Source organism: Ligilactobacillus cholophilus (genome assembly GCF_030389495.1).
GTDB lineage: Bacteria > Bacillota > Bacilli > Lactobacillales > Lactobacillaceae > Ligilactobacillus > Ligilactobacillus cholophilus.
Map to the genome: position 1 here is coordinate 1,566,514 of NZ_CP127832.1, position 21,422 is coordinate 1,587,935.

General features: G+C 32.9%; 16 protein-coding genes. 13 read left to right on the top strand and 3 right to left on the bottom strand.

Annotated features, from left to right (window positions below):
- The first annotated feature begins 7 nt into the window (after positions 1–7).
- The 6 genes from QPK35_RS07955 (at position 8) to QPK35_RS07980 (ending at position 5,810) form a co-directional block, all read left to right on the top strand.
- The gene (locus tag QPK35_RS07955; protein WP_290033419.1) at positions 8–775 is read left to right on the top strand and encodes a ParA family protein; all 768 of its coding nucleotides are present in this window, start codon (positions 8–10) and stop codon (positions 773–775) included.
- Positions 765–1,631, top strand: coding sequence for a ParB/RepB/Spo0J family partition protein (locus tag QPK35_RS07960; RefSeq protein WP_290033420.1), 867 nt, complete (start codon positions 765–767; stop codon positions 1,629–1,631). Before QPK35_RS07955 ends, QPK35_RS07960 begins: the two co-directional genes overlap by 11 nt.
- 22 nt (positions 1,632–1,653) lie before the next feature.
- The gene (locus tag QPK35_RS07965; RefSeq protein ID WP_290033421.1) at positions 1,654–1,845 is read left to right on the top strand and encodes a DUF951 domain-containing protein; all 192 of its coding nucleotides are present in this window, start codon (positions 1,654–1,656) and stop codon (positions 1,843–1,845) included.
- A 15-nt stretch (positions 1,846–1,860) separates the two neighbouring features.
- Positions 1,861–2,970: a redox-regulated ATPase YchF gene (gene ychF, locus QPK35_RS07970; protein WP_290033422.1), complete on the top strand. Its 1,110-nt coding sequence runs from the start codon at positions 1,861–1,863 to the stop codon at positions 2,968–2,970.
- Between the two features lie 47 nt (positions 2,971–3,017).
- Entirely contained in the window at positions 3,018–3,734 is a 717-nt protein-coding gene (locus QPK35_RS07975) for a DUF1129 family protein (RefSeq protein ID WP_290033423.1), read from the top strand.
- 201 nt (positions 3,735–3,935) lie between these two features.
- Positions 3,936–5,810 carry an LPXTG cell wall anchor domain-containing protein gene (locus QPK35_RS07980; protein WP_290033424.1) on the top strand — a complete coding sequence of 625 codons (1,875 nt, stop codon included), beginning with the start codon at positions 3,936–3,938 and terminating at the stop codon, positions 5,808–5,810.
- Between the two features lie 481 nt (positions 5,811–6,291).
- On the opposite strand, the gene QPK35_RS07985 is transcribed toward QPK35_RS07980, so the two are convergent.
- Positions 6,292–7,644 carry a sensor histidine kinase gene (locus tag QPK35_RS07985; RefSeq protein WP_290033425.1) on the bottom strand — a complete coding sequence of 451 codons (1,353 nt, stop codon included), beginning with the start codon at positions 7,642–7,644 and terminating at the stop codon, positions 6,292–6,294.
- Positions 7,645–7,866: 222 nt separating this feature from the next.
- Here QPK35_RS07985 and QPK35_RS07990 point away from each other — a divergent pair, with 222 nt between their 5' ends.
- Entirely contained in the window at positions 7,867–10,347 is a 2,481-nt protein-coding gene (locus QPK35_RS07990) for an LPXTG cell wall anchor domain-containing protein (RefSeq protein WP_290033426.1), read from the top strand.
- Between the two features lie 187 nt (positions 10,348–10,534).
- Positions 10,535–12,238 (top strand): aryl-sulfate sulfotransferase, encoded by a 1,704-nt coding sequence (locus tag QPK35_RS07995; RefSeq protein WP_290033427.1) that lies wholly within the window; start codon positions 10,535–10,537, stop codon positions 12,236–12,238.
- Positions 12,239–12,396: 158 nt separating this feature from the next.
- Here the strand turns inward: QPK35_RS07995 and QPK35_RS08000 are convergent, their stop codons facing one another.
- The gene (locus QPK35_RS08000) at positions 12,397–12,597 is read right to left on the bottom strand and encodes a helix-turn-helix domain-containing protein (protein ID WP_290033429.1); all 201 of its coding nucleotides are present in this window, start codon (positions 12,595–12,597) and stop codon (positions 12,397–12,399) included.
- A 547-nt stretch (positions 12,598–13,144) separates the two neighbouring features.
- Between QPK35_RS08000 and QPK35_RS08005 the strand changes: the two genes are divergently transcribed.
- Together QPK35_RS08005 and QPK35_RS08010 are read left to right on the top strand one after the other, a co-directional pair.
- Positions 13,145–14,107, top strand: coding sequence for a ribose-phosphate diphosphokinase (locus tag QPK35_RS08005; protein WP_290033430.1), 963 nt, complete (start codon positions 13,145–13,147; stop codon positions 14,105–14,107).
- A gap of 31 nt (positions 14,108–14,138) precedes the next feature.
- The gene (locus tag QPK35_RS08010) at positions 14,139–14,888 is read left to right on the top strand and encodes a L,D-transpeptidase (RefSeq protein WP_290033431.1); all 750 of its coding nucleotides are present in this window, start codon (positions 14,139–14,141) and stop codon (positions 14,886–14,888) included.
- 40 nt (positions 14,889–14,928) lie between these two features.
- Here QPK35_RS08010 and QPK35_RS08015 read toward each other — a convergent pair whose 3' ends face one another.
- On the bottom strand, positions 14,929–16,254 hold the full coding sequence (locus QPK35_RS08015) for a C1 family peptidase (protein WP_290033432.1): 1,326 nt from the start codon (positions 16,252–16,254) through the stop codon (positions 14,929–14,931).
- A 240-nt stretch (positions 16,255–16,494) separates the two neighbouring features.
- Between QPK35_RS08015 and QPK35_RS08020 the strand changes: the two genes are divergently transcribed.
- From QPK35_RS08020 to QPK35_RS08030, 3 genes are read left to right on the top strand one after another with little or no spacing between them, the layout of a single operon-like run.
- Positions 16,495–19,113, top strand: a complete 2,619-nt coding sequence (locus QPK35_RS08020) for a YfhO family protein (RefSeq protein ID WP_290033433.1) — start codon at positions 16,495–16,497, stop codon at positions 19,111–19,113.
- 32 nt (positions 19,114–19,145) lie between these two features.
- Complete coding sequence (locus QPK35_RS08025) at positions 19,146–19,835, top strand: class A sortase (RefSeq protein ID WP_290033434.1); 690 nt, start codon at positions 19,146–19,148, stop codon at positions 19,833–19,835.
- Positions 19,836–19,892: 57 nt separating this feature from the next.
- The gene (locus QPK35_RS08030) at positions 19,893–21,245 is read left to right on the top strand and encodes a GHKL domain-containing protein (RefSeq protein ID WP_290033435.1); all 1,353 of its coding nucleotides are present in this window, start codon (positions 19,893–19,895) and stop codon (positions 21,243–21,245) included.
- Positions 21,246–21,422: the final 177 nt, after the last annotated feature.

The window sequence follows — 21,422 nt, forward strand, 5'->3', positions numbered from 1 at the left end:
GATTAGAATGGGGCGGATTATTGCGCTTGCTAACCAAAAGGGTGGTGTTGGTAAAACAACTACCAGCATTAACTTGGGCGCTTGTTTAGCTAAATTAGGTAAAAAAGTATTATTGATTGATGCCGATGCCCAAGGAAATGCAACTAGCGGTTTGGGAATTCGCAAAGCCGATATTAAAGCGGATGTATACGATGTTTTAGTCAATGAAACACCTATTACAGACGTAATTATTCATACATCACGTGAAAATTTAGACATTGTACCCGCAACAATTCAATTATCAGGGGCTGAAATTGAATTAACTTCACAAATGGCACGTGAAAAGCGTTTAGCGGATGCAGTTTTACCAATTCGTGATAGTTATGACTATATTTTAATTGATTGTCCTCCTTCATTAGGAATGTTGACAATCAATGCATTCACAACTTGTGATGCAATTTTAATTCCTGTTCAAAGTGAATACTACGCTTTGGAAGGTTTAAGCCAATTATTAAACACAATTCAATTAGTTCAAAAGCACTTCAATCCAAACTTGAAGATTGAAGGGGTACTTTTAACAATGCTTGATGCACGGACTAATTTAGGAAATGAAGTTGTTGAAGAAGTTAAACGTTTCTTCAAGGACAAGGTTTACCAAACAATTATCCCAAGAAATGTACGTTTATCAGAAGCTCCAAGTCATGGTATGTCAATTATCGACTATGATCCAGCATCTCGTGGAGCTAAAGAATACATGGCATTAGCAAAGGAGGTTCTAGCAGCTCATGGCGAATAAGAAAGGACTCGGACGCGGTATTAACGCGCTCTTTAGTGATTTTACTGAAGAAAAAGAAATTGACGAAAAAGTTGAAGAATTACAATTAAGTGAAATTCGTCCTAATCCATACCAACCACGTAAGACATTTGATGAAGAAAATCTTCATGATTTAGCAGAATCAATTCGTAAAAATGGTGTTTTCCAACCAATCATTGTGCGGAAATCAAGTGTAATGGGATACGAAATTATCGCCGGTGAACGTCGTTTTAGAGCTTCTAAAATGGCTAATCAAGACAAGATTCCAGCAATTGTACGTGCTATCGATGATGAACAAATGATGGAAATTGCAGTCTTGGAAAACCTCCAACGTGAAGATTTAAGTCCATTAGAAGAAGCTCAAGCATACAGTACTTTAATGGAAAACTTAAAGATCACTCAATCTGAATTATCAGAACGATTAGGTAAATCACGTCCATATATTGCTAATTACTTGCGTTTATTAGACTTGCCTACTGAAGTTAAAAGTATGCTTCAAAATGGACAACTTTCAATGGGACAAGCACGGACTTTATTAGCTTTAAAAGATAAAGATAAGCTCGTTGATTTAGCTAAAAGAACAGTCAAAGAGAATTTAACAGTGCGTCAATTGGAACAAATTGTTAATGAAATGAACGGCAAGAAGAAAATCAAAAAAGATAAAAAGAAAAAATTATCACCATACTTGCTTGAAAGCCAAACTCAATTACAAGAGAAGTTTGGAACTAAAGTGGCGATTAAAGCCAACGAAAAAACTGGTAAGGGTAAGATTGAAATCAGTTATCTTTCAACAGAGGACTTTAACCGTATTTTAGATGTATTAAACATTGAATTATAATTTGTCCGATGAGGTGAACTTAATGAAAGACTATGATTTAAATGATATTGTAGAAATGAAAAAGGCTCATCCTTGTGGTGCTAATCAATGGAAGATAATACGAATGGGCATGGATATTAAAATTGAATGCACAAACTGCAATCATTTAGTGATGATGCCACGGCGTGAATTTGAACGCAAACTCAAGAAAATTTTAATTAAAGCAAACAACTAGAAAGAAGTGTTCTCAATGGCCTTAACAGCCGGAATCGTTGGTTTACCTAACGTTGGTAAGTCAACATTATTTAATGCAATTACCAAAGCGGGTGCTGAAATGGCAAACTACCCCTTTGCTACAATCGATCCTAACGTTGGAATGGTTGAAGTTCCAGATAAACGTTTAGCACGTATCGATGAAATTATTCCTGCAAAGAAAATCGTACATACTACATTTGAATTTACTGATATTGCTGGAATCGTAAAGGGTGCAAGTAAGGGTGAAGGTTTAGGAAACAAGTTCCTTGAAAATATTCGCCAAGTAGATGCAATTGTTCACGTAGTCCGTGCTTTTGATGATGATAACATCACTCACGTTTCTGGTAAGGTTGATCCAATTGATGATATCAATACAATCAACTTAGAATTAGTTTTAGCTGACTTGGATTCAATCAACAAACGCTATACTCGTGTTGAAAAAGTAGCTAAAACAGGTCGTGATAAAGAAGCTCAAGCAGAATTTGCTGTTCTTCAAAAAATCAAACCAGTCTTAGAAGAAGGCAAGCCAGTTCGTTCAATCGAATTTAATGATGAAGAACAAAAAATCGTTAAAGGATTATTCTTATTAACATCTAAGCCAGTGTTATACGTTGCTAACATTGCTGAAGATGACATGGCAGATCCTGATGCAAACAAGTACATGCCACAAATCAAAGAATACTTAGCTGAAAATGATCCTGGTTCAGAAGTAATCGGCGTTGCTGCTGGTACAGAAGAAGAAATTGCTGAAATGGATGAAGAAGAAAAGAAAGAATTCCTTGAAATGGAAGGCGTTGACGAACCTGGTTTAAATCGTTTGATTCGTGCTTCATACAAGTTATTAGGATTAGAAACATTCTTCACAGCTGGGGGCAAAGAAACACGTGCTTGGACATTCAAGCGTGGTATGAAAGCACCAAAAGTTGCGGGAATCATTCACTCTGATTTTGAACGTGGATTTATTCGCGCTGAAACAGTTTCATTTGATGATTTGGATAAATATGGTAGTATGCAAGCTGTAAAAGAAGCAGGTAAGATGCGTCTTGAAGGTAAAGATTATGTGGTTCAAGACGGCGATATTATCGAATTTAGATTTAATGTCTAAAATAATATTTAACTACGCAATCTGAATATAGAAGGGAATTTAATACAGTGTCAGAAGATATTCGTCAAAAAAATCAAGCGGCAGCACGCAAACAAGCAGAAGTTCGTGAAAAAGAACGCCAAGAAAAAATTATTGAAATCAATAATCACTTTTCAGATTTAACTAAGCGAAATGCAGAATACATGATTAAGCTTACAAAAGCTTTAACAGATTTAGGTTATGATCCTGAAAAGCGTGCAACAGCTTTACATGAAGTTTATGAAGAATTAAAAGTAAAGCAAAAGCAAGGGATGACAGCGGTCAAGTTATATGGTCCAGTTTCTAAAAAAGCAGATGATATTATTAATGGGCCTAAGAAGATGAAAGCACAACAACCACCTAAATTCTGGGAAATGGCTTTAGATAATGGACTTTTGATGTTTGCAATGTTCTGTGCAATGTACGGTATTTTAGGTCTATTTTCAAAGACACCATCAGCTGATGCTGGTTGGATCACACTCTTCTCAACAGCTATTATTGCTGGTTTAGGTTTAGCTGGATTCTATAAAGTTATGGGAGATCGTAAAGCTAAGCACCGTATTTTACGCGGAATTGGTGCATTCTTGATGTTACTTGCCGTTTGGTTCTTAGCATTTGCATTGATTGCACGTATTCCAAGTCAAATCAACCAACCATTGAATCCAATTGTAGACTTCATTTTAGCAGCTGCTGGATTTGGAATTCGTTACGTATTAAAGAAGAAATTAGGTATTCGTTCTAACTAATCTTTGAAAAAGCACGACATTTGTCGTGCTTTTTTTGTTTAAAAATAAAGAAACTCTAAAGTATTCCTTTGAAAATTTCTAAGTAAAACATTTGCCTTTGTGTTTCATGATATGATGTGGATGAACACAAAAGTTATTGGTGTTTAGAGGGAAAGTAAGTATTAGTAGTTAAATAAAATTTATATCAAGAGAGGGACATAAATGAATAATAGATTCAAAGGTTTATTAATGAGTTCGGTTATCCTTGGCGGAACAGTTGCTTGTGCAGCCGTAGGAACTATTAAGCCAAAGGTTAAGGCGACAGGTGTTACAAATGTTCTTGCAGCAAAAGCATCATCAACTATGACAGTCGAAGATGCACAACAACAGTTAGAAAATGCAAAAACATCATTAACTGAAGCTCAAAATACATTGCAGTCATTAAATGACAAGGAAGATCAAATTAATGCTGAAAGAGTAGCATTAGAACAAAAACAAGAAGAATTGCAAAACCAAATGAATAGTGCATTGGATAGTAGTTCTGATTCATCTACAATTAGTTCAATACATGACCAACTTATAGCTGTTGGGACTCAGTTAACTAATAATTCAAAAGAACATAGTGATCTAGCAGATCAAATTAAAACTGCTGAGCAAAATGTTGCAAGTGCACAACAAGCAGTTAAAGAAGCACAACAAGCATATGATGATGCAGTAGCAGCTGCAAGCAGTTCATCATCAAGTGAAACAGAATCCACAAGTAGCTCATCAAATTCAGATAGCACAAGTTCATCTGCTAGTGATGACACAACAAGCTCATCAAGTAGTGAAGATACATCAAATGATGAAAGTTCAAGTAGCATAATCGATTCAAGTTCATCATCAGTTGAAAGTAGTTCAACATCTACAAGTAGTTCGAGCTCTGATGAAGTGTCAAGTTCATCAAGTAGCGTGACAAGCTCGTCATCAGCTACAAGTAGCTCTTCAACAGACCCAGTGGAACAAGCAAAGCAAAATTTGGATGCAGCAAATGAAAAATTAGCAACGGCAGAACAAAATTATAGTGATGCACAACAAGCATATGATGCTGCTAAAACTGCACATGAAAAGGCTTCAAATGATGTACTTAAAGCTGAAAATGATTTATCAGAATTAGAAAGTCAAAATCCACAAGATGCAGAAGCTATACAAAAAGCAAAAGAAGCTTTAGAACAAGCAGACCAAGCTTTTAGTGAAGCACAACAAAATTATGATAGAAAGAGCAGTGCATTAAGAAATGCTAAATCAGCTTTAGAACAAGCAAAGCAAGAACAAGCAGCAGCACAACAAGCATATGATGACGCAGTAGCGGCTGCAAGCAGTTCATCATCAAGTGACACAACAAGCTCATCTGCTAGCGATGATACAACAAGTTCATCAAGTAGTGAAAGTACATCGGATAATGAAAGTTCAAGCAGCATAATTGATTCAAGTTCATCATCAAGTGATAACAACACAGGTTCAACAAGTAGCTCATCAAACTCAGATAGCACAAGCTCATCTGCTAGCGATGATACAACAAGTTCATCAAGTAGCGAAAGTACATCAAATGATGAAAGTTCAAGCAGCATAATTGATTCAAGTTCATCATCAAGTGACCAAACAATTGGTACAACAAGTTCATCATCATCAAATGATCAAACAAATGATACTACAAGTAGTTCATCAAGTTCTGAAGGACCAAGCTCATCAAGTAGCTCATCAGAACAACCAACAGGACCAAGTTCATCATCAAGCCGCCCAGGTTCAACATCTGGTGATAAAGAAAATGGTGGTAGCCACAGCAATGGTAGTTCAATCAGTGCAACAAGCTCATCATCAAGCAATACTGATACTACACAAAATACAACAAGTGGTTCAGCAACAACTGAAGGTCAAACTCAACAAGAATCAACAGAATCAACATCAAGCAACAATGCTGTAGATTCTTCAGAACAAAGCGAAAGCAACTTACCACAAACAGGTGAAACTACAAACCGTGGTTTATTAATCTTAGGTGGTGCAATGGCATTAATCGCTGCAACATTTGCTGGAAGATTAATCTGGAAGAAAAAATAATAAGCTTAAATAGCGTTATTAAAGCAAGTTGGAGAATTTCCAACTTGTTTTTTATTGTGCAAAAGATTACAAGAGTATTACAGATTTTACGAAAACCAGGATATTTGAAAAACTAAATTAAATTCTTGCAAATATTAGTACGTTAACATAAAGAATATAAGGACTAAGGAAAAATTAGTTCTTAATATTTCAAGCAGGATTCTATAAAACGATCTTTAATAAAGTACACTATACCTTAAAAAAGAGTGTATTATTGTGTGGGCATAAGATAGGGGAATATAGAAACTGTTTGGAAATGACTCTACTTGGGGAGTTAAGGTAAGGTTTTCTGGCAAAAGAAAATTTTAAAAATGAAAAAGAAGCATTTTATCGATTGGATAAAATGCTTCTTTTTGCAATGATTTGTAAACATTAATTTGTATTTTTATTATACCTAAATAAATCGAAAAAAATTGCTAATTAATTAAAATTTATATTTTATTTATATTATAATTTTTACGTTAAACCAGTCATCCTTAATGAAGTATGTTAGGAGCGCCTTAGGATAGTTATCAATGATTTGTTGTAAATTAGCTAATCCTAACCCTTGGTGTTGTTTCTTAGTAGTTACTCCCTCATGTGAGATTGCAGCTAAATCTTTCTTAGATGCTACTGGATTAGTAATGCTAATTTCAGTTTGGTTATCCTTAGCGTAGATTAAAATATTAATCTTTCGAGCTTCTTTGGGCAAAGTATTAACTTCCTCAATCGCATTATCACAGATAATACCGATGATTCTTACCAAATCATAAGATTTAATTTCCGTTTTAGTAACAGGGTAGCGACATTCGAAATGAACGTGAATTCCTTTATCAATTGCTTGCGTAATCTTACTAATTAAAATACTCTTCAAAAATTCAGATTTCACATTATCAATATCATTATATTTCCAAATATTACTTTGCTTTAAATATTGATCACTATATTGCTTGAAAGCATCAAGATATTCTTTTGAATTTTGAGAATTATCTTTTGCTAAAATTTCTTCCAATGAAAGTACCATATTTTCATAGTCATGCTTGAACTTACGTAACTTTCGTTGTTCTTTTTCTAAGTGAGAAGTGTAAGTTTTTAAATTTTGTAATTCATTAGTTATTAAATCATTTTGAGTCTTTTCTTCCTCATACTTATTGATTAAAACGTAGAGGAATGTGTAAATTAATAACTCGATAATTAAGAATAATAGGAAATCGATTATATGATCATAAAGTCTTTGTGTGAAAGTTAATCCACTCAAAATGATATATGTGACAAGGAAAATTGATAGAATCGTGTAATAAATATTCCGGCGATGTTGATCATTAATTAAACAGCTGAAACAAAATAATTTTCCATCAATAAATCCAAGTGCCAAAATGATTCCTAATTCAAAAATATTATGAATGAAAATTACCGGTAACATTGAAGTCGTATTAAAGACAGCTTGGCAAAACATCTCAAAATATCGATCAAGAAATGCACACATAATTTGAATAAACATAAATCCACTCATTGAAAAGAGGATTCGAATACGTAAAGTGTACTTTTCAGAATGATTACTATGTAAGCAAAAATATGTAATTAACATTAATAATGGAATAGTAGCGATATTTGTACAAAAGATTGATAACCATGTTTCAGCTGCAAAGAACATGATTAAAAATTGAAATGCCAGTAAACCTAAAACCCCCAATATAAGTTTAAAAATGCGATGTTGATTTAATAAATGAAGATCTTTTCTATTTTGAATAAAAAAGAAAACATAAAAACATAGAATATGCAACGGCTCTATGATAAATAATAATAATTGATTCAATTCACTCGCTCCTAATTAGATAACTAATATGTATACATATTACTATATATTTGATTAAATACCAGCCCCAAAAGCAAAATGTGAAGAAAAAATGATAAAAAATAGATAAAACAGTAAAGAAATTTATAAGAAGCTTGATAATTTTAGATACCTGCTCTTAATATATATAATTGTATAGGGAAATTTTTTATACAATTGAATATTCAAGGAGGAGTAAGTGAGATGAAAAAGAAATTCTTTCATCTATTTACAGTATTAGGAACTATCCTAATGGTGTTAACTAGTTTAGTAACCAGTGTAGGGGATGTTACTATTTCAAGCAGTAGCTTATCTTCTAGTTTACAAGCTAGTAGCAAATCTTTAGCTTCAAGTTCTTCAAGTCGAAGCAAATCTTCAAGTCAAAGTAGTGCGATGAATTCAAATTCATCACAAAGTATGGCAATTAGTGCCTCAAGTATGAAGAGCAGTTCAGTTGCTTCTGTTTCATCACAAAACAGTAGTGCATCATCTGCAGTAGCAAACAATTCTACTTCTACAATGAGTAGTAATGCTTCTTCAGTTGCATCAACAACTGCTGACAAGCCTGTAACATACGCTGCAGACTCATCAAGCAATGCAACTACAGCAGGTAGTGCCGGCAAAATTGGTGAAACAACAATTAAGACTGACGCTCCATATGCAAATGCACTTGGTTCAGGTCATGTAAACAGTACTGACAACAAACAAGCATTTATCTATCCTCATTTCCAAACAGCAAATGGCGATGTTACATATTGCTACAACTGGCAATGGGATACACCAGATGTAATTAATGGTACAAAGTACAACGAATATGACTTTTACGACGGATTAACATCTGTTACAGGTGACCAAAAGAAAGTTGCTCAAGTTGCAGCAGCTCTTGAAGGTGGATACCACAAGACAGCAGATGGTACTTATGATGTTGGACCACAATTCAAGGATCTTGCAAAACAAGATTATGAAAAATTAATCAGCAATCCTGATGATCCAAACTACAGTGCATTAGATGGTATGTATGACAGTAACTATAACTACAATACTAAGGGTATTAACTACACATTAGCAATGTATGAACAAGATGTTACTCAATCAGTTATTTGGTATTTAGATGCTTTAAACAGTGGTCATATGACAACTAAAGATGGACACCCAGTAGATGGAATTGTTCATGACGGCAATAATACAACAATTGAACCAGGATATCTTGCAACACACACAGCATTAGGTAAGGCACTTTTGGAATATGCTCAAAACCACCCATTAGATAAGCAAACAGCATATCCAGAAAATGTACACATGTCAGATGCTAATGGTAACGCAATTAGTGATAGTAACCCAGTTAAAATTGACCCAACAACAAAGATTAGTAATCCATTTACTTTAAGTAACTACAATGGATCAGTTTCAATTACAAACTTACCAAAAGATTATCAAATTATTGATGACAAGGGTAATGTAGTAACAACTGTTGAATCAGGTAAGCAATACCGTGTTAAATATGTAGGTTCATCTGTTCCTTCAAATTCAACTGCAAACGATGTTGCAAATGAAGTAAAGGCAACAGCTAACTACCAAACATTAGCTGATTCAAAATACTACTCAGCACAAGAAACAGCTAATACAGCAACAAATAATCCATTCCAAAACATGGTTAACTTAAATACAAAAGCAGCAAGCTTTGTATTCCCAATTATTTTTGGTGAAAAACAAGCAAGCTCATCAAGTAGCTCAAGTTCTTCATCATCAAGCAGTAGCTCAAGTTCATCAGTGAAGAGTAGTTCATCAAGTTCTTCATCATCAAGCAGCAGCTCAAGCTCATCAGTGAAGAGTAGTTCATCAAGTTCTTCATCATCAAGCAGTAGCTCAAGCTCATCAGTGAAGAGAAGTTCATCAAGTTCTTCATCATCAAGCAGCAGCTCAAGCTCATCAGTGAAGAGCAGTTCATCAAGTTCTTCATCATCAAGCAGTAGCTCAAGCTCATCAGTGAAGAGTAGTTCATCAAGTTCTTCATCATCAAGCAGCAGCTCAAGCTCATCAGTGAAGAGCAGTTCATCAAGTTCTTCATTATCAAGCAGCAGCTCAAGCTCATCAATGAAGAGTAGTTCATCAAGTGTTGTTTCATCATCAAGCAGTGAAGTAGCATCATCAAGCTCAAGTGTTACAAATGCAGGTTCACACAAGCAAAATGTAGGTACTTCATCATCAAGCAGTAATGAAACATCAAGTTCTTCATCAGAAGAAGCAAGCTCAAGCAGTTCAGAAGTTGCTTCATCATCAAGCAGCAATGAAACATCAAGCTCTTCATCAGAAGAAACAAGCTCAAGCAGCTCAAACGTCGTTTCATCATCAAGCAATGTAACAACATCTTCATCAGTTGAAAGCTCAAACCACAAAGCAATGAAGAACAACTCAAGTGTTGTTTCATCAAGCAACAATACAACAAATAACACAACAACATCAGTTAACTCATCAAGCAAACAAGCAACTGGCGTAGTTGTAGCAAACAACAATAACCAAAACCATGGTTCAAACAATGGTAATGGTACAGGTAAAGGCAACGGCACAGGCTATGGTCATGGTTTACCACAAACAGGTGAACAACAAGCTAGTGTAATCTTAGTAGCAATCGGTGCAATCGCATTAGCTGCTGCAGGTTATGTTGCATTACGCAAACGTAATTAATTTAAAGTGTAATTAGTTACTAAAGGATCACGAAAGTGATCCTTTTTTTGTATTTAAAAGTAAATCTATCTAATTTATTTAGAAACATGTCATAATTTATTCAAAAATCAAAGAAAGTCTTCAATTTATGTTTAAAATTACCTAGTATGATTGTATTTAGTGATTTTGAGACGTAAGGAGACAATTTATGCGAAATTGTATCAGACTAAAAGTGATTTTAGTTACAATATTAATTGCGAGTGGGTGGTTTATTTTTCATCCAATAAATGCACAAGCAAGTAAGAGTAATAAAGATTATAATTGGAAGATTAATGAGTTTGTTACAGCTAATGGCATTGTAAAAAAACTTGATTATCAAGGCTTAGATATAAAACAAATATCAGATGTCTATAATACAAATACTCAAAATAAAATTGCAGAACAATTAGCTGAATTGAAAAATTCACAAAACTATAGTTTAGAAAATCCATTAGTAGTTTCAAACCCATATCTAACAAACTTAACTGGCTTGTATGTGTATTTCAAAACAAATGAAGCAGTTAAAGTTTCATATACCATTAAAGCTAAGGGTTATAAATCATATTCAAATACCCTATATAATCCAAATGGAACTTATGCTAAACAACATGAGTATCAGCTTATTGGTGCAGTTGGTGGAGTTGAAAATGAAATTACTATAACAACCACGACTAAAGATGGTCAAAAGGATCAAAAAACATTTACATATAAAGCACCTAAATTACAATCGAGTGGTGGAAATACTTATAAAGTAAAAAATGGTTCAAGTAAACAAAAGTTAACTTCAGGTTTGTTTGCGGTAATTGGTAATCAAAATTCTGAGAAACGTCGTTGTATTTCATATGTTGATAATAATGGGGTTATAAGAGGAGAAATCCCAATTATTGATTACAATGCTGAACGTCTTGTGATGACTGAAAATAATGAAATGTATTTTGTCGCTGAATATGGTAAATTTGCTAAAATGAACCGCTTAGGTAAAATTACTCAAGTAATTGATGTTGGTGAACAAGGTTATAAATTACACCATGATTTCACTCTTGATAACCAGGGAAATATTTGGGCATTGGCAACAAGTAAGAAATTAGAAGAAAAAGAAAAAGCGGTTGAAGATCAGATTATTAAAGTCAATAGTAAAACCGGAAAAATCATGAAAGTAATCAATATGCAAAAGCTGATGCCGGAGATTTATAAAAAAGCTACTGGAATTGAAAAACACAGTAATAATAAGGGGAAACGTGATGTTTACCATTTGAATACAATTCAAATGATGAATGATAACACAATGATTGTTAGTTCACGAGAAACTTCTTCAATTATCAAGATTACTAATGTTAATCGAAAACCAAAAGTAGATTATTTGATTGGTGATTCATCTGTTTGGAAGGGTATTGGTGATTATAGTAGTTTAGTTTTGAAAAAACTTGGTAATTTCACAAGCAATGCTGGACAACACAGTGTAACTTATGAAACAAGTGAAAAACTAAAAAAGGGCCAATATTACATTTATATGTATAATAACAATTGTGCCATTATGGATTCACGTAAAAACTTTAACTGGAATTCATTTAAATGCATCGACCAGAATAAATTAAATATCAATGCGGAAGTTTCAATGTATTATAAATACTTAGTTGATGAACGCAAAAGTACATATAAGTTGGTTAAATCATTTAAAGTTCCATACTCACCATACGTAAGTGATGCACAAGAATATGGTAACCATATCATTATGGCCTCTGGACAGAAAAATTATTTCGGAGAATATACTAATGATGGTAAATTGATTCGTTCATTCCAATTCCGAGGAAAGAGTGTTTTAACATATCGTACATTTAAATATTCTTTTGCGGATTTTTATTTTAATAAATAGAATTGAATTATGATGGGAGAAAGACTCTAGAATATTCTAGAGTCTTTTTAATTTTAAAAACCAGATAGTCTCGGAAACTATCTGGCCTAAGTAGCTACTTTTAGAGGATTTCACAATCCCAAAGTTTTTACCGAAAGAAATCGGCTTGTTGTCCGGTTTTAAATTGTGTGGTCCAATAAGTTGTCAACAGAGATGTGATATAAATCACTTAAAGAAACCAAACTCTCCAAATCAGGATAGCTAACATCTCGCTCCCAGTTAGATACCGTTTGCCGCGATACATGCAAAATGTTGGCTACTTCTTTTTGTGTAAAACATAGATCTTCCCGCTTTTCTTCTAAGTTTTTACCTAATTCCATAATTACTCCTCCTTAAATCAATTAAACATAAACACATTTTCGTAATTACAAATCATAGTAGTTTAATACATTTGAGTAACTAACTTATTGTCTTTCGATAAAAACTTGCCCCTATACTGATATTCTAACATGATTTTAATTTAATATAAATAAATACTAATAAGTTTTGTGCATTTTTATTTATAATTGATAACAGATGTTACAAAACCTCACTTGAGAATTATACAAATATTGGCAAATATTCTTTGACACAAAGTTCAGATAATGATAAATTAAAATGAAAAATGGCAATGTTTAATTTTATTAATAAACGTAATGTTTGTCTTTTTAATAAAAAACAAGAAAATAATATTGGGCACGTTGTATAAAATAATTTATCTTTTTTGTAATAGTATGCCCATGAACTTTGCTGCTTTTAATAATTAGAAAGCTTTAATTAAAGTTCGATTATGACTAGTCTATCACCTTGACATTAATTTTAAATTCCATAAAATTATATAGTAATAATAATTATAGAAGTAACCTATTTTACTGGAGGAAATTAATTATGCGAGATAATACCGGAATTAAGCTTTTTGCATTAAATTCTAATCCCAAACTTTCTAAAAAAATTGCAGAAGGCTTAGGTGTTGAAATTTGCGCTACAACTGTACATCATTTTAGCGATGGTGAAATTCAAATAAATATTGATCAAAGTGTTCGTGGATGTGATGTGTTTGTTATTCAATCAATTTCTGATCCAGTAAATGAAAACTTTATGGAATTAATGATTATGATTGATGCTTTACGCCGTGCAAGTGCAGGAACAATTAACTGTGTAATTCCATATTATGGTTATGCACGTGCAGACCGTAAAACACGCTCACGTGAACCAATTACAGCTAAGTTAATTGCTAACTTTTTAACAATGGCAGGCGCAGATCGAATCATTACCTTAGATTTACATGCTGGTCAACTTCAAGGATTCTTTAATATTCCAATGGATCACTTGGTTGCTATTTATGATCAAGTAAAATACATTAAGCAACAAAAACTCGATCAAAATGTAGTTGTAGTTGCACCTGACCATAGTAGTGTAAAGCTTGCACGTAATTTAGCCGAACTATTAAAAGCACCAATCGCAATTGTCGATAAACGTGATAAGAATCGCATCAATTTAGCTGATACAGGCGTAATTGGTGATGTTGCTGGACGTCGTTGTATTGTATACGATGATTTAATTGATACTGGTTCAAAGATGGTGGACGCAGCCGCTGTCTTAAAAAATGCAGGAGCTAGTGAAATTTACGGCTTAGCAACTCATCCAATTTTATCAGGCGATGCTAGCAAAGAATTACAAGACTCTGCTTTGAAGAAAGTTATCGTAACTGATACAATTCAAATTCCTGAAGAAAAACAATTTGATAAATTGGAAACTGTATCTGTAGCTTCTATTTTTGCTGATGCAATTTCTTTGATTTATCATAATCAATCTGTAGATGCTTTATTTAATAAGGATGATAGTATTTAATATTTAATCGCAGTAACGGTAAGGGAGAGTTATGGAAAAAAGAAGCGAACGCATTAAACGGCAACGTGAACAAAAATGGAAAAAATTACATATTAGAAAATTTGATTTTATCCTATTACCATCCGTTTTATTAGCTTTACTCAGTTATCATCAGTTAGAGCATGTAGCAAATGCATATGAAGTTAAGCAAAAAAGCACAATTTCTAAAAAAGAAAATCAACATGTTAAAACTGTAGCTTCAAAAGCTTCGACTCAAAGTGCATCATCCCAAGCGCAATCATCAAGTAAGCAAACTACAGTAATGCATACTCCAATTGATTGGCAAAAGCCTTCTGAAAATCGGCCATATCCTGACTTAGCCCAAGTAAAAGATTTTTGGGTAAAAGTTAGTTTGAAGAAAAATCGAACATACTTAATGTCAGGAAAAAAGGTGATCTATACCATGTATTCCAGTGGTGGAGTTTTTCATAAAGATAAACAAGGCAAAGAAGTTAGTGATACACCAACTGGTACATTTTATATTCAAAATGAACGTGGTAATAGTTTCTTTAATGGAGAATTAAATGAAGGGGCTAATTACTGGGTTTCTTGGAAAGACCATGGGGTTTATCTATTCCATAGTGTTCCCACAATGAAAGACGGTCAATACAACATTGCAGAAGCTGAAAAATTAGGTAAAGAACCTGCTTCACATGGATGTATTCGGTTGTCAGTCCCAGATGCCAAATGGATGATGGAAAACCTTAAAGTAGGAACAAAAGTAGTGATTAAAAATAAATAATATAAAAACGAGACTGAATTCAGTCTCGTTTTTTGTTTGTTTATTGAAGTGAGTCCCATGCTGGAAGATCGATTTTTTCTTGTTGATCAATCTTTCGTGCTTCTTCTGAAATATATTTCTTATTAACGATTACTTCATAAACATATTTATCAAACCATTCATCAGTCATGATAAAGTAACCTTTGTCGCCAACTTTATCACCCCATGAATTTTCTACTTTCCATTTTGTTGGCTTGCCATCAACAAGGTCAACACCTGTAAATGTCATAGCATGTGAAACTTCACCATTACGTGAAGCTAAACGTTCTTTCTTACTTAATTCAAGATCGATATTAAATAATTCACCTTGCTTGAAGAATTCAGGTGCTAAATAACCCTTATCACGATCCATATCTTGAAGAACATCACAACCAAACCATACTGTTTCTCCATCTTGAAGTGAAGCAATTACAGCATCTTTAAGTGCTTGTGTACCAATGTTTAAAAATTCAATATGCTTTCCATTGTAAATATAATCTTGACTTGGTAGACCATATTTTTGATGCATTTCATGATCAGGAGCATCTAATAAGCAAACATAAGCGTCAAAATCATGAGCAACATATTTAGCATAAAATGACTTAGGAGTAAGATTTTGATCAATATGGTAATTCTTTTTATCATCACGATATTCAAAATCAAATTTTACAGGTGGCTTACCAAATGCGTAAACTAACATGCGATAAATATCACTTAATGCTTGTTTCTTGTAAGTACGTAATTGTTCTTCATTTTCACCGTTGGCACGCATTTCACGTAAGGTCATTGCATCCTTACTTAATTTCAAATTTAAAGATGTATTCAAATCAGCAGTTTGATCACTAGCAAAAGTTTCAGGCATTTCACTTTGTGGAATCAAACCGTATTTGTTGATCAAGGCAGCAGCATTTGCCCATTGACCACCATCATTATCATTCCAATGTAAAAGTTCTAGTAATTCACGATCATCAGCAGGACGATCAGCAAATTTAATGATTTCTTCTAAATAATGATTAGCTTTTTCTAAACGATCAAAAAATGAAATATAATTTTGAGAAAATTGAAAGTCTTTTACATTATATTTTTGAGCAAATTTGTGGCGTAATGTATTTAAAGTTGCGAATAACCAGCAACGACCACTTTTTTTCTGTGCTGTAACAGCGCCAGTATCTAATTCAAGGGAAAAAACACGATTGAGGTCGCGCTTAGCAGCATAATTATGACTAGCTTTAGTAACGCCATTTTCTTGAACCGCACGTGCTAACGGAGTAGCAGCAGGGGTGTTTTCTAAATCAGTATTGAAGTTTGATAGATCATCAAACGAAATATCTTTTTTGTCATTTAGCATAATAAAGCCTTCCTTCATCTAAAATTAATTAAATTCTAACATAGTTATTTTGTGATTGCATTGCTGATTGAGCCAATTTTGTTTGTATCTCTATAAGTTGTTTAAAATACCCTTTAGATTGTTTAATCTCGCATGATATCGGCAATGTTAAATTTAATTCTATGTTACAATTAAAAGTTGAGAAATAGCTTAAAATATATCGTTTTGCTGTTAATAAATAGTATTGGGGTGAGCATTGACGTGAGAAAGAGAACTACAACACACTCGCGTAAGAAAAAAACTGACAATAATTCCCAATTGATGCAACTGATTTCATTTGCGATGCCAGTGATCATCATGTTGGGTTATTTTATTTACCGAAAAATGTTTCCATTTGGAAGTTCATCAATTTTAACGGTAGATATGGGTCAGCAATACGTTGATTTTTATTCATATTTCAGAAATACTCTACTACATCATTTTAGTGAGTTATTCTATTCGTTCCAAAATACCTTAGGGGGAGGTATGTGGGGAACATGGGCCTACTACTTATTTAGTCCATTTAATTTAATTTTATTATTTACCCCAGGTCGTTGGCTAACTTTCGGTATCATGTTAGTCACATTGCTTAAAGTCGGCTTTAGTGGCTGGACATTTAGTAAACTTTTACTAAAAGAAAAATGGCAAAAGGGCTACTTAGTTCCTGCCTTATCAATTGCATATGCATTAAACGGTTTTGTCGTTGCTAATATGCTTAATGTAATGTGGTTGGATGCAGTCGTCTTTCTTCCATTAGTTATTTTAGGAATTGAAAATCTTTTTGATAACCAAAGTAAATGGGTATACCCAGTATTTCTAGCAGTTATCTTAATTACTAACTACTACATGGGATACATGATCTGTATCTTTGTTGTCCTTTACTTTATTTGGACTTTTGTACGTCATAGTGAAAAGCTATCTAACAAATGGCAAGTAATTAAGAGTTTTGTTGGACGTTCCTTACTTGCTGCTGGAATGGCTGCAGTTGTATTATTACCAACATTTTTCGAAATTCTTGATACAAAAGCACAATACAACACTAAGACTTTTGAATGGAAATTTGATTATTCACCATGGAAGATACTATCTAAGTTTTTAGTTGGTGGATTTAATTTCGACCAAATGCCAAAGGGAACACCTAACATTTTCGTTGGAACATTAGTTTTGATTGGAATTGTTTGCTACTTTACAAGTAAGCAAATTAAAACCAAAGAAAAAATTGCAACCTTTGCAGTTAGTGCCTTCTTTGTTCTTTCATTATGTTACCAACCATTAGATCTATTTTGGCACGCTATGCAATTCCCTGTATGGTATCCATACCGTTTTTCATACATTGTATGTTTCTGGTTGATTCTGATAGCTGCACGAGGATTGCTGAATATTGAGAAACTCTCACGCTTACAATTGATTCTTAGCATCTTTGTTTTAGGTGGAATCTTAGAATATAGTTTCTACAATATTAAAGAATTTAACTTCTTGAAGGGTTCAAATCTTGTAATCAGTAGTGTGATTATCTTAGCATTCTTAATGCTATTAGCTTTACCACTCAAGCGATGGTTCAAATTATCATTATTGGTACTTACAATTGTTGAAATTACAGCAAATGCAGCCTTGAGTTTGAATCCAATTGATTATGTAAAACAAAGCGATTTTGCTAATTATGTAGATAATGTAAATGACGCTTTGAAGGGAATTCGTCCAGGTAAAAATCAATTTTATCGAATTGGTAAAACATTTGAACGTTCTAAAGATGATCCAATGCAATGTAATTACTATGGAACTGACCAATTTAACTCAATGTTAGATCCTAATACATCAGAGTTTATGAATAAGATTGGTAATTCTTCAGGTGATAACTACACTGCATACAGTAACGGAACACTCTTTACAGATTCATTCTTAGGCATCAAGTATATGATGCAACAAACAAGCAATAATTCTGTTTTGACACCATATTCAACACGTTTAGATTTGATCAATGATAAACAAGTTGATGGAACAAATGCAATCAATATTTATGAAAATTCAAATGTATTACCATTAGGATTTGCTGCTAGTTCAGATATCTTGGATGTCAAGCTTAAGAGTGCAATGCCAATTCAAAACCAAAACGCAATTGCTGCTGGTTTAGCTGGAAACAAGAAATTACAATTGTTTGGCACTTATAAGAACCTAAGCGTAATTTACAGTAATATGAAGGATGAAGGTAACAATAACTATACGAAGTTGGATGCAAATCAAGTTGCAACAATCCAAATGCCTTTCACACCTAAGACTAATAATCCATATTACTTAACAATTGGACCAGCATTCAGTAATAATGCAGCTTCATTTAGCTTGAATGGTCAACAATTAACGCAAACAAGTGACTTTAACTCACCAATGGTCTTAAATGTTAGTCCAGGTAACCAAAAGGGTGAAAAACAAGTCTTAACAATCACAGCTAATAACAATAGCTTACAATTGGATAGCTTTGCATTGTACTACTTGAAGATGGATAGTTACAACAAGTTAATGAAACAATTAAATAAGCACCAACTTAAGATTACTCACTTCAGTAATGCTAAGGTAAGTGGAACAATCACTGCTGAAAAGGATCAAGTCTTAATGACAACCATTCCTGCTCAAAAAGGATGGCATGTAAAAGTCGATGGCAAGACTGTTAAGGCAAAGACCGTACTAGGTGAATTCTTAGCAGTACCATTGAGTGCAGGAAAGCATACAGTAACCTTTACGTATAGAACACCATATATTGTTTTAGGGGCTTTAATTTCAATTATTAGTATTGCAATTTTAGTATTCTTGATTGTTTCTGATAAGAAACGTAAAACAAGAAGATAATTGGAGTTAATTCAGAATAGGAGTAAATGAGTATGGCAAAGAAAAAAGCAAAACACCTTAAAAATTTCTTCGTAGGATTATTGGTTGTGATACTGACAGTGGCAGGATTAACTTTAATTTTTAATGAACAAATTAAAACTTTTATTGTTAATCGCATGACAACAACTGCATTAAATCAACCAATTAAAAAGCAACAAAGTACCAAAAAAGGTAATTTTGACTATGATTCAGTTAAGACCGTTGATACCAAAGATGTGGTGAATGCGGCAACCTCGGATGCATCAGATTCAATTGGAAAGATTGCAATTCCTAAAGTGGGGATTCGATTACCCATTTTTTACGGATTATCTCAAAATAATTTGATGCGTGGGGCAGGAACAATGAAACAGGATGAACAAATGGGTGAAACTGGTAACTATGCCCTTGCTGGACACCACATGGAGAATGAAAAAATTCTTTTTGGCCCATTAGAAAACATCCAAAAAGGTGATAAAATCTACGTTACAAATGGACAAAATGTCTACACATATAAGGTCACCCAAAAAGTGATTGTTAATCAAACTCAAGTTCAATGGCTTGATAATGTTCCAAATCAAAAATTGATTACGTTGGTAACTTGTTCATCAGGACAAGAAGGTGTTCAAACACGAATCATTGTTCGCGGTGAACTTGTTGCGACACAAAATGCTACGAAAAAATCATTAAAGGTATTCAATGAATAGCTCAAAGGATGCGGAGTATAGAACATTGTAAAAATTAGTATATTGTGAGGAATTTAGATGTATATAATTACTAATCAAGCAATGCTACTGGCGATGCTTTTAGAAACGATTTTCTTGTATGTGTATACGATTCTTTTAATTAATAAAAAACTTTCTAGATTACAAATAAGACAAGTAATATTCTTTACAATTTTAGGTTTTCTAATCTATTTTGTAACGGATGTTTTTGAAAGATGGATTCCATCAGAGATTATTGCTAATTTATTCATACTGGCAACGTTATATGGAATTTTTTATGAAGACTTTCCCCAAAAGGATGAGCGTCGTTTATTAAAGATTAATATCTTGCTAGGATATGGTCTAATTCAAACGGTATTTTTATGTGTAAGCTTTATCCAATTTAAATTATTCAGTAATATTGCCGGAGTACGTGGCTTTGGTTTCGTCTTATTTATTCAAGGAATTGAATTTGCGATATTAATTTTGATTTTGATTGCTTGGAGAAAGATGAAAGTCTTTAAAACCATTAAAATGATGGATCGTAAATTGCTATTACGGTTGCTTGTAATCTATGATACGACCTTTGTGATTTTTAATGTCATTTTAAATACGCTTGGTTTTACTAAAATTAGTCAAACTGAAGCCTTTAATATTAGTTTATTAAGTTTCATTCTGATTGAATTAGTTTTCGCTGGAATTATCTTTTATATCTCAAGAAAATTCCAAATGCAAAAATATGAAAAAGCATTAATGGAACAAAAGCTAATTACATTAAAAAAATATACAGACACATTAGAAATTGAGCAGCGTCGTTTGCGGAAGTTTAAACATGATTATCAGAATTTGGTTTTAAGTTTAGAAGAAATCGTTCACGAAGAACATTCCGAATTACTTTCAAAATATATTGAAACATTTAAGAAGTATGTTAATGATAACTTTGATGATAGTATGTTATTTTTCTTTAATGATTTTGATAACATTGGTAATTCATATTTGAAAAGTGTAATGATCAACCAAGTCTCTAAGGATAGTAATGCAGGATTAAAAATTCATTTTGAATGTCAGAAAAAAACTAATGCAAAAATTAAAATGGAAGATTTTGATATTGTGCGTATTTTTGGAATTTTACTCGATAACGCACGTGAGGCAGCTCTTCAAAGTAAAGCCAAAACAATCAATATTATGATCTATCAAACTGAAAATCAATTAGAAGTATATATTGAAAATTCAATTGATCATCCAGTAGATAATTTTGAAAAATTACAAAATGAAGGCCATTCAACTAAAGAAGGTCACTTAGGAGTAGGTTTATCCAACATTTCTGAGTTTAAACAGAAATATGATAATTTACTCATTAATTATTCACAAGATCCAAACTTTTTTAAAGTTAATGTAATCATCCTTAATTAACTTTCGGTTGATAAAAGTAAGTATAGCGGTAATCAGCAGAAATTATTTGATTTCTCTGGTTTAAGGCTATACTTTTTTATTTGACAAAAGTTAGGTATTTTAATTTTTATTTAATATTACTATTGTCAAACTTTAATTTTTTTATTATAATAGGAAAGTCGATAAAAAAATCTGATC

Coding starts and splice junctions, on each gene's coding strand:
- QPK35_RS07990 (WP_290033426.1), top strand. CDS start 7,867: ATGAAAAAGAAATTCTTTCATCTATTTACAGTATTAGGAACTATCCTA.
- QPK35_RS07955 (WP_290033419.1), top strand. CDS start 8: ATGGGGCGGATTATTGCGCTTGCTAACCAAAAGGGTGGTGTTGGTAAA.
- QPK35_RS08015 (WP_290033432.1), bottom strand. CDS start 16,254: ATGCTAAATGACAAAAAAGATATTTCGTTTGATGATCTATCAAACTTC.
- QPK35_RS07965 (WP_290033421.1), top strand. CDS start 1,654: ATGAAAGACTATGATTTAAATGATATTGTAGAAATGAAAAAGGCTCAT.
- QPK35_RS08030 (WP_290033435.1), top strand. CDS start 19,893: ATGTATATAATTACTAATCAAGCAATGCTACTGGCGATGCTTTTAGAA.
- QPK35_RS07960 (WP_290033420.1), top strand. CDS start 765: ATGGCGAATAAGAAAGGACTCGGACGCGGTATTAACGCGCTCTTTAGT.
- QPK35_RS07995 (WP_290033427.1), top strand. CDS start 10,535: ATGCGAAATTGTATCAGACTAAAAGTGATTTTAGTTACAATATTAATT.
- QPK35_RS08025 (WP_290033434.1), top strand. CDS start 19,146: ATGGCAAAGAAAAAAGCAAAACACCTTAAAAATTTCTTCGTAGGATTA.
- QPK35_RS08000 (WP_290033429.1), bottom strand. CDS start 12,597: ATGGAATTAGGTAAAAACTTAGAAGAAAAGCGGGAAGATCTATGTTTT.
- QPK35_RS07980 (WP_290033424.1), top strand. CDS start 3,936: ATGAATAATAGATTCAAAGGTTTATTAATGAGTTCGGTTATCCTTGGC.
- QPK35_RS08010 (WP_290033431.1), top strand. CDS start 14,139: ATGGAAAAAAGAAGCGAACGCATTAAACGGCAACGTGAACAAAAATGG.
- QPK35_RS08005 (WP_290033430.1), top strand. CDS start 13,145: ATGCGAGATAATACCGGAATTAAGCTTTTTGCATTAAATTCTAATCCC.
- ychF (WP_290033422.1), top strand. CDS start 1,861: ATGGCCTTAACAGCCGGAATCGTTGGTTTACCTAACGTTGGTAAGTCA.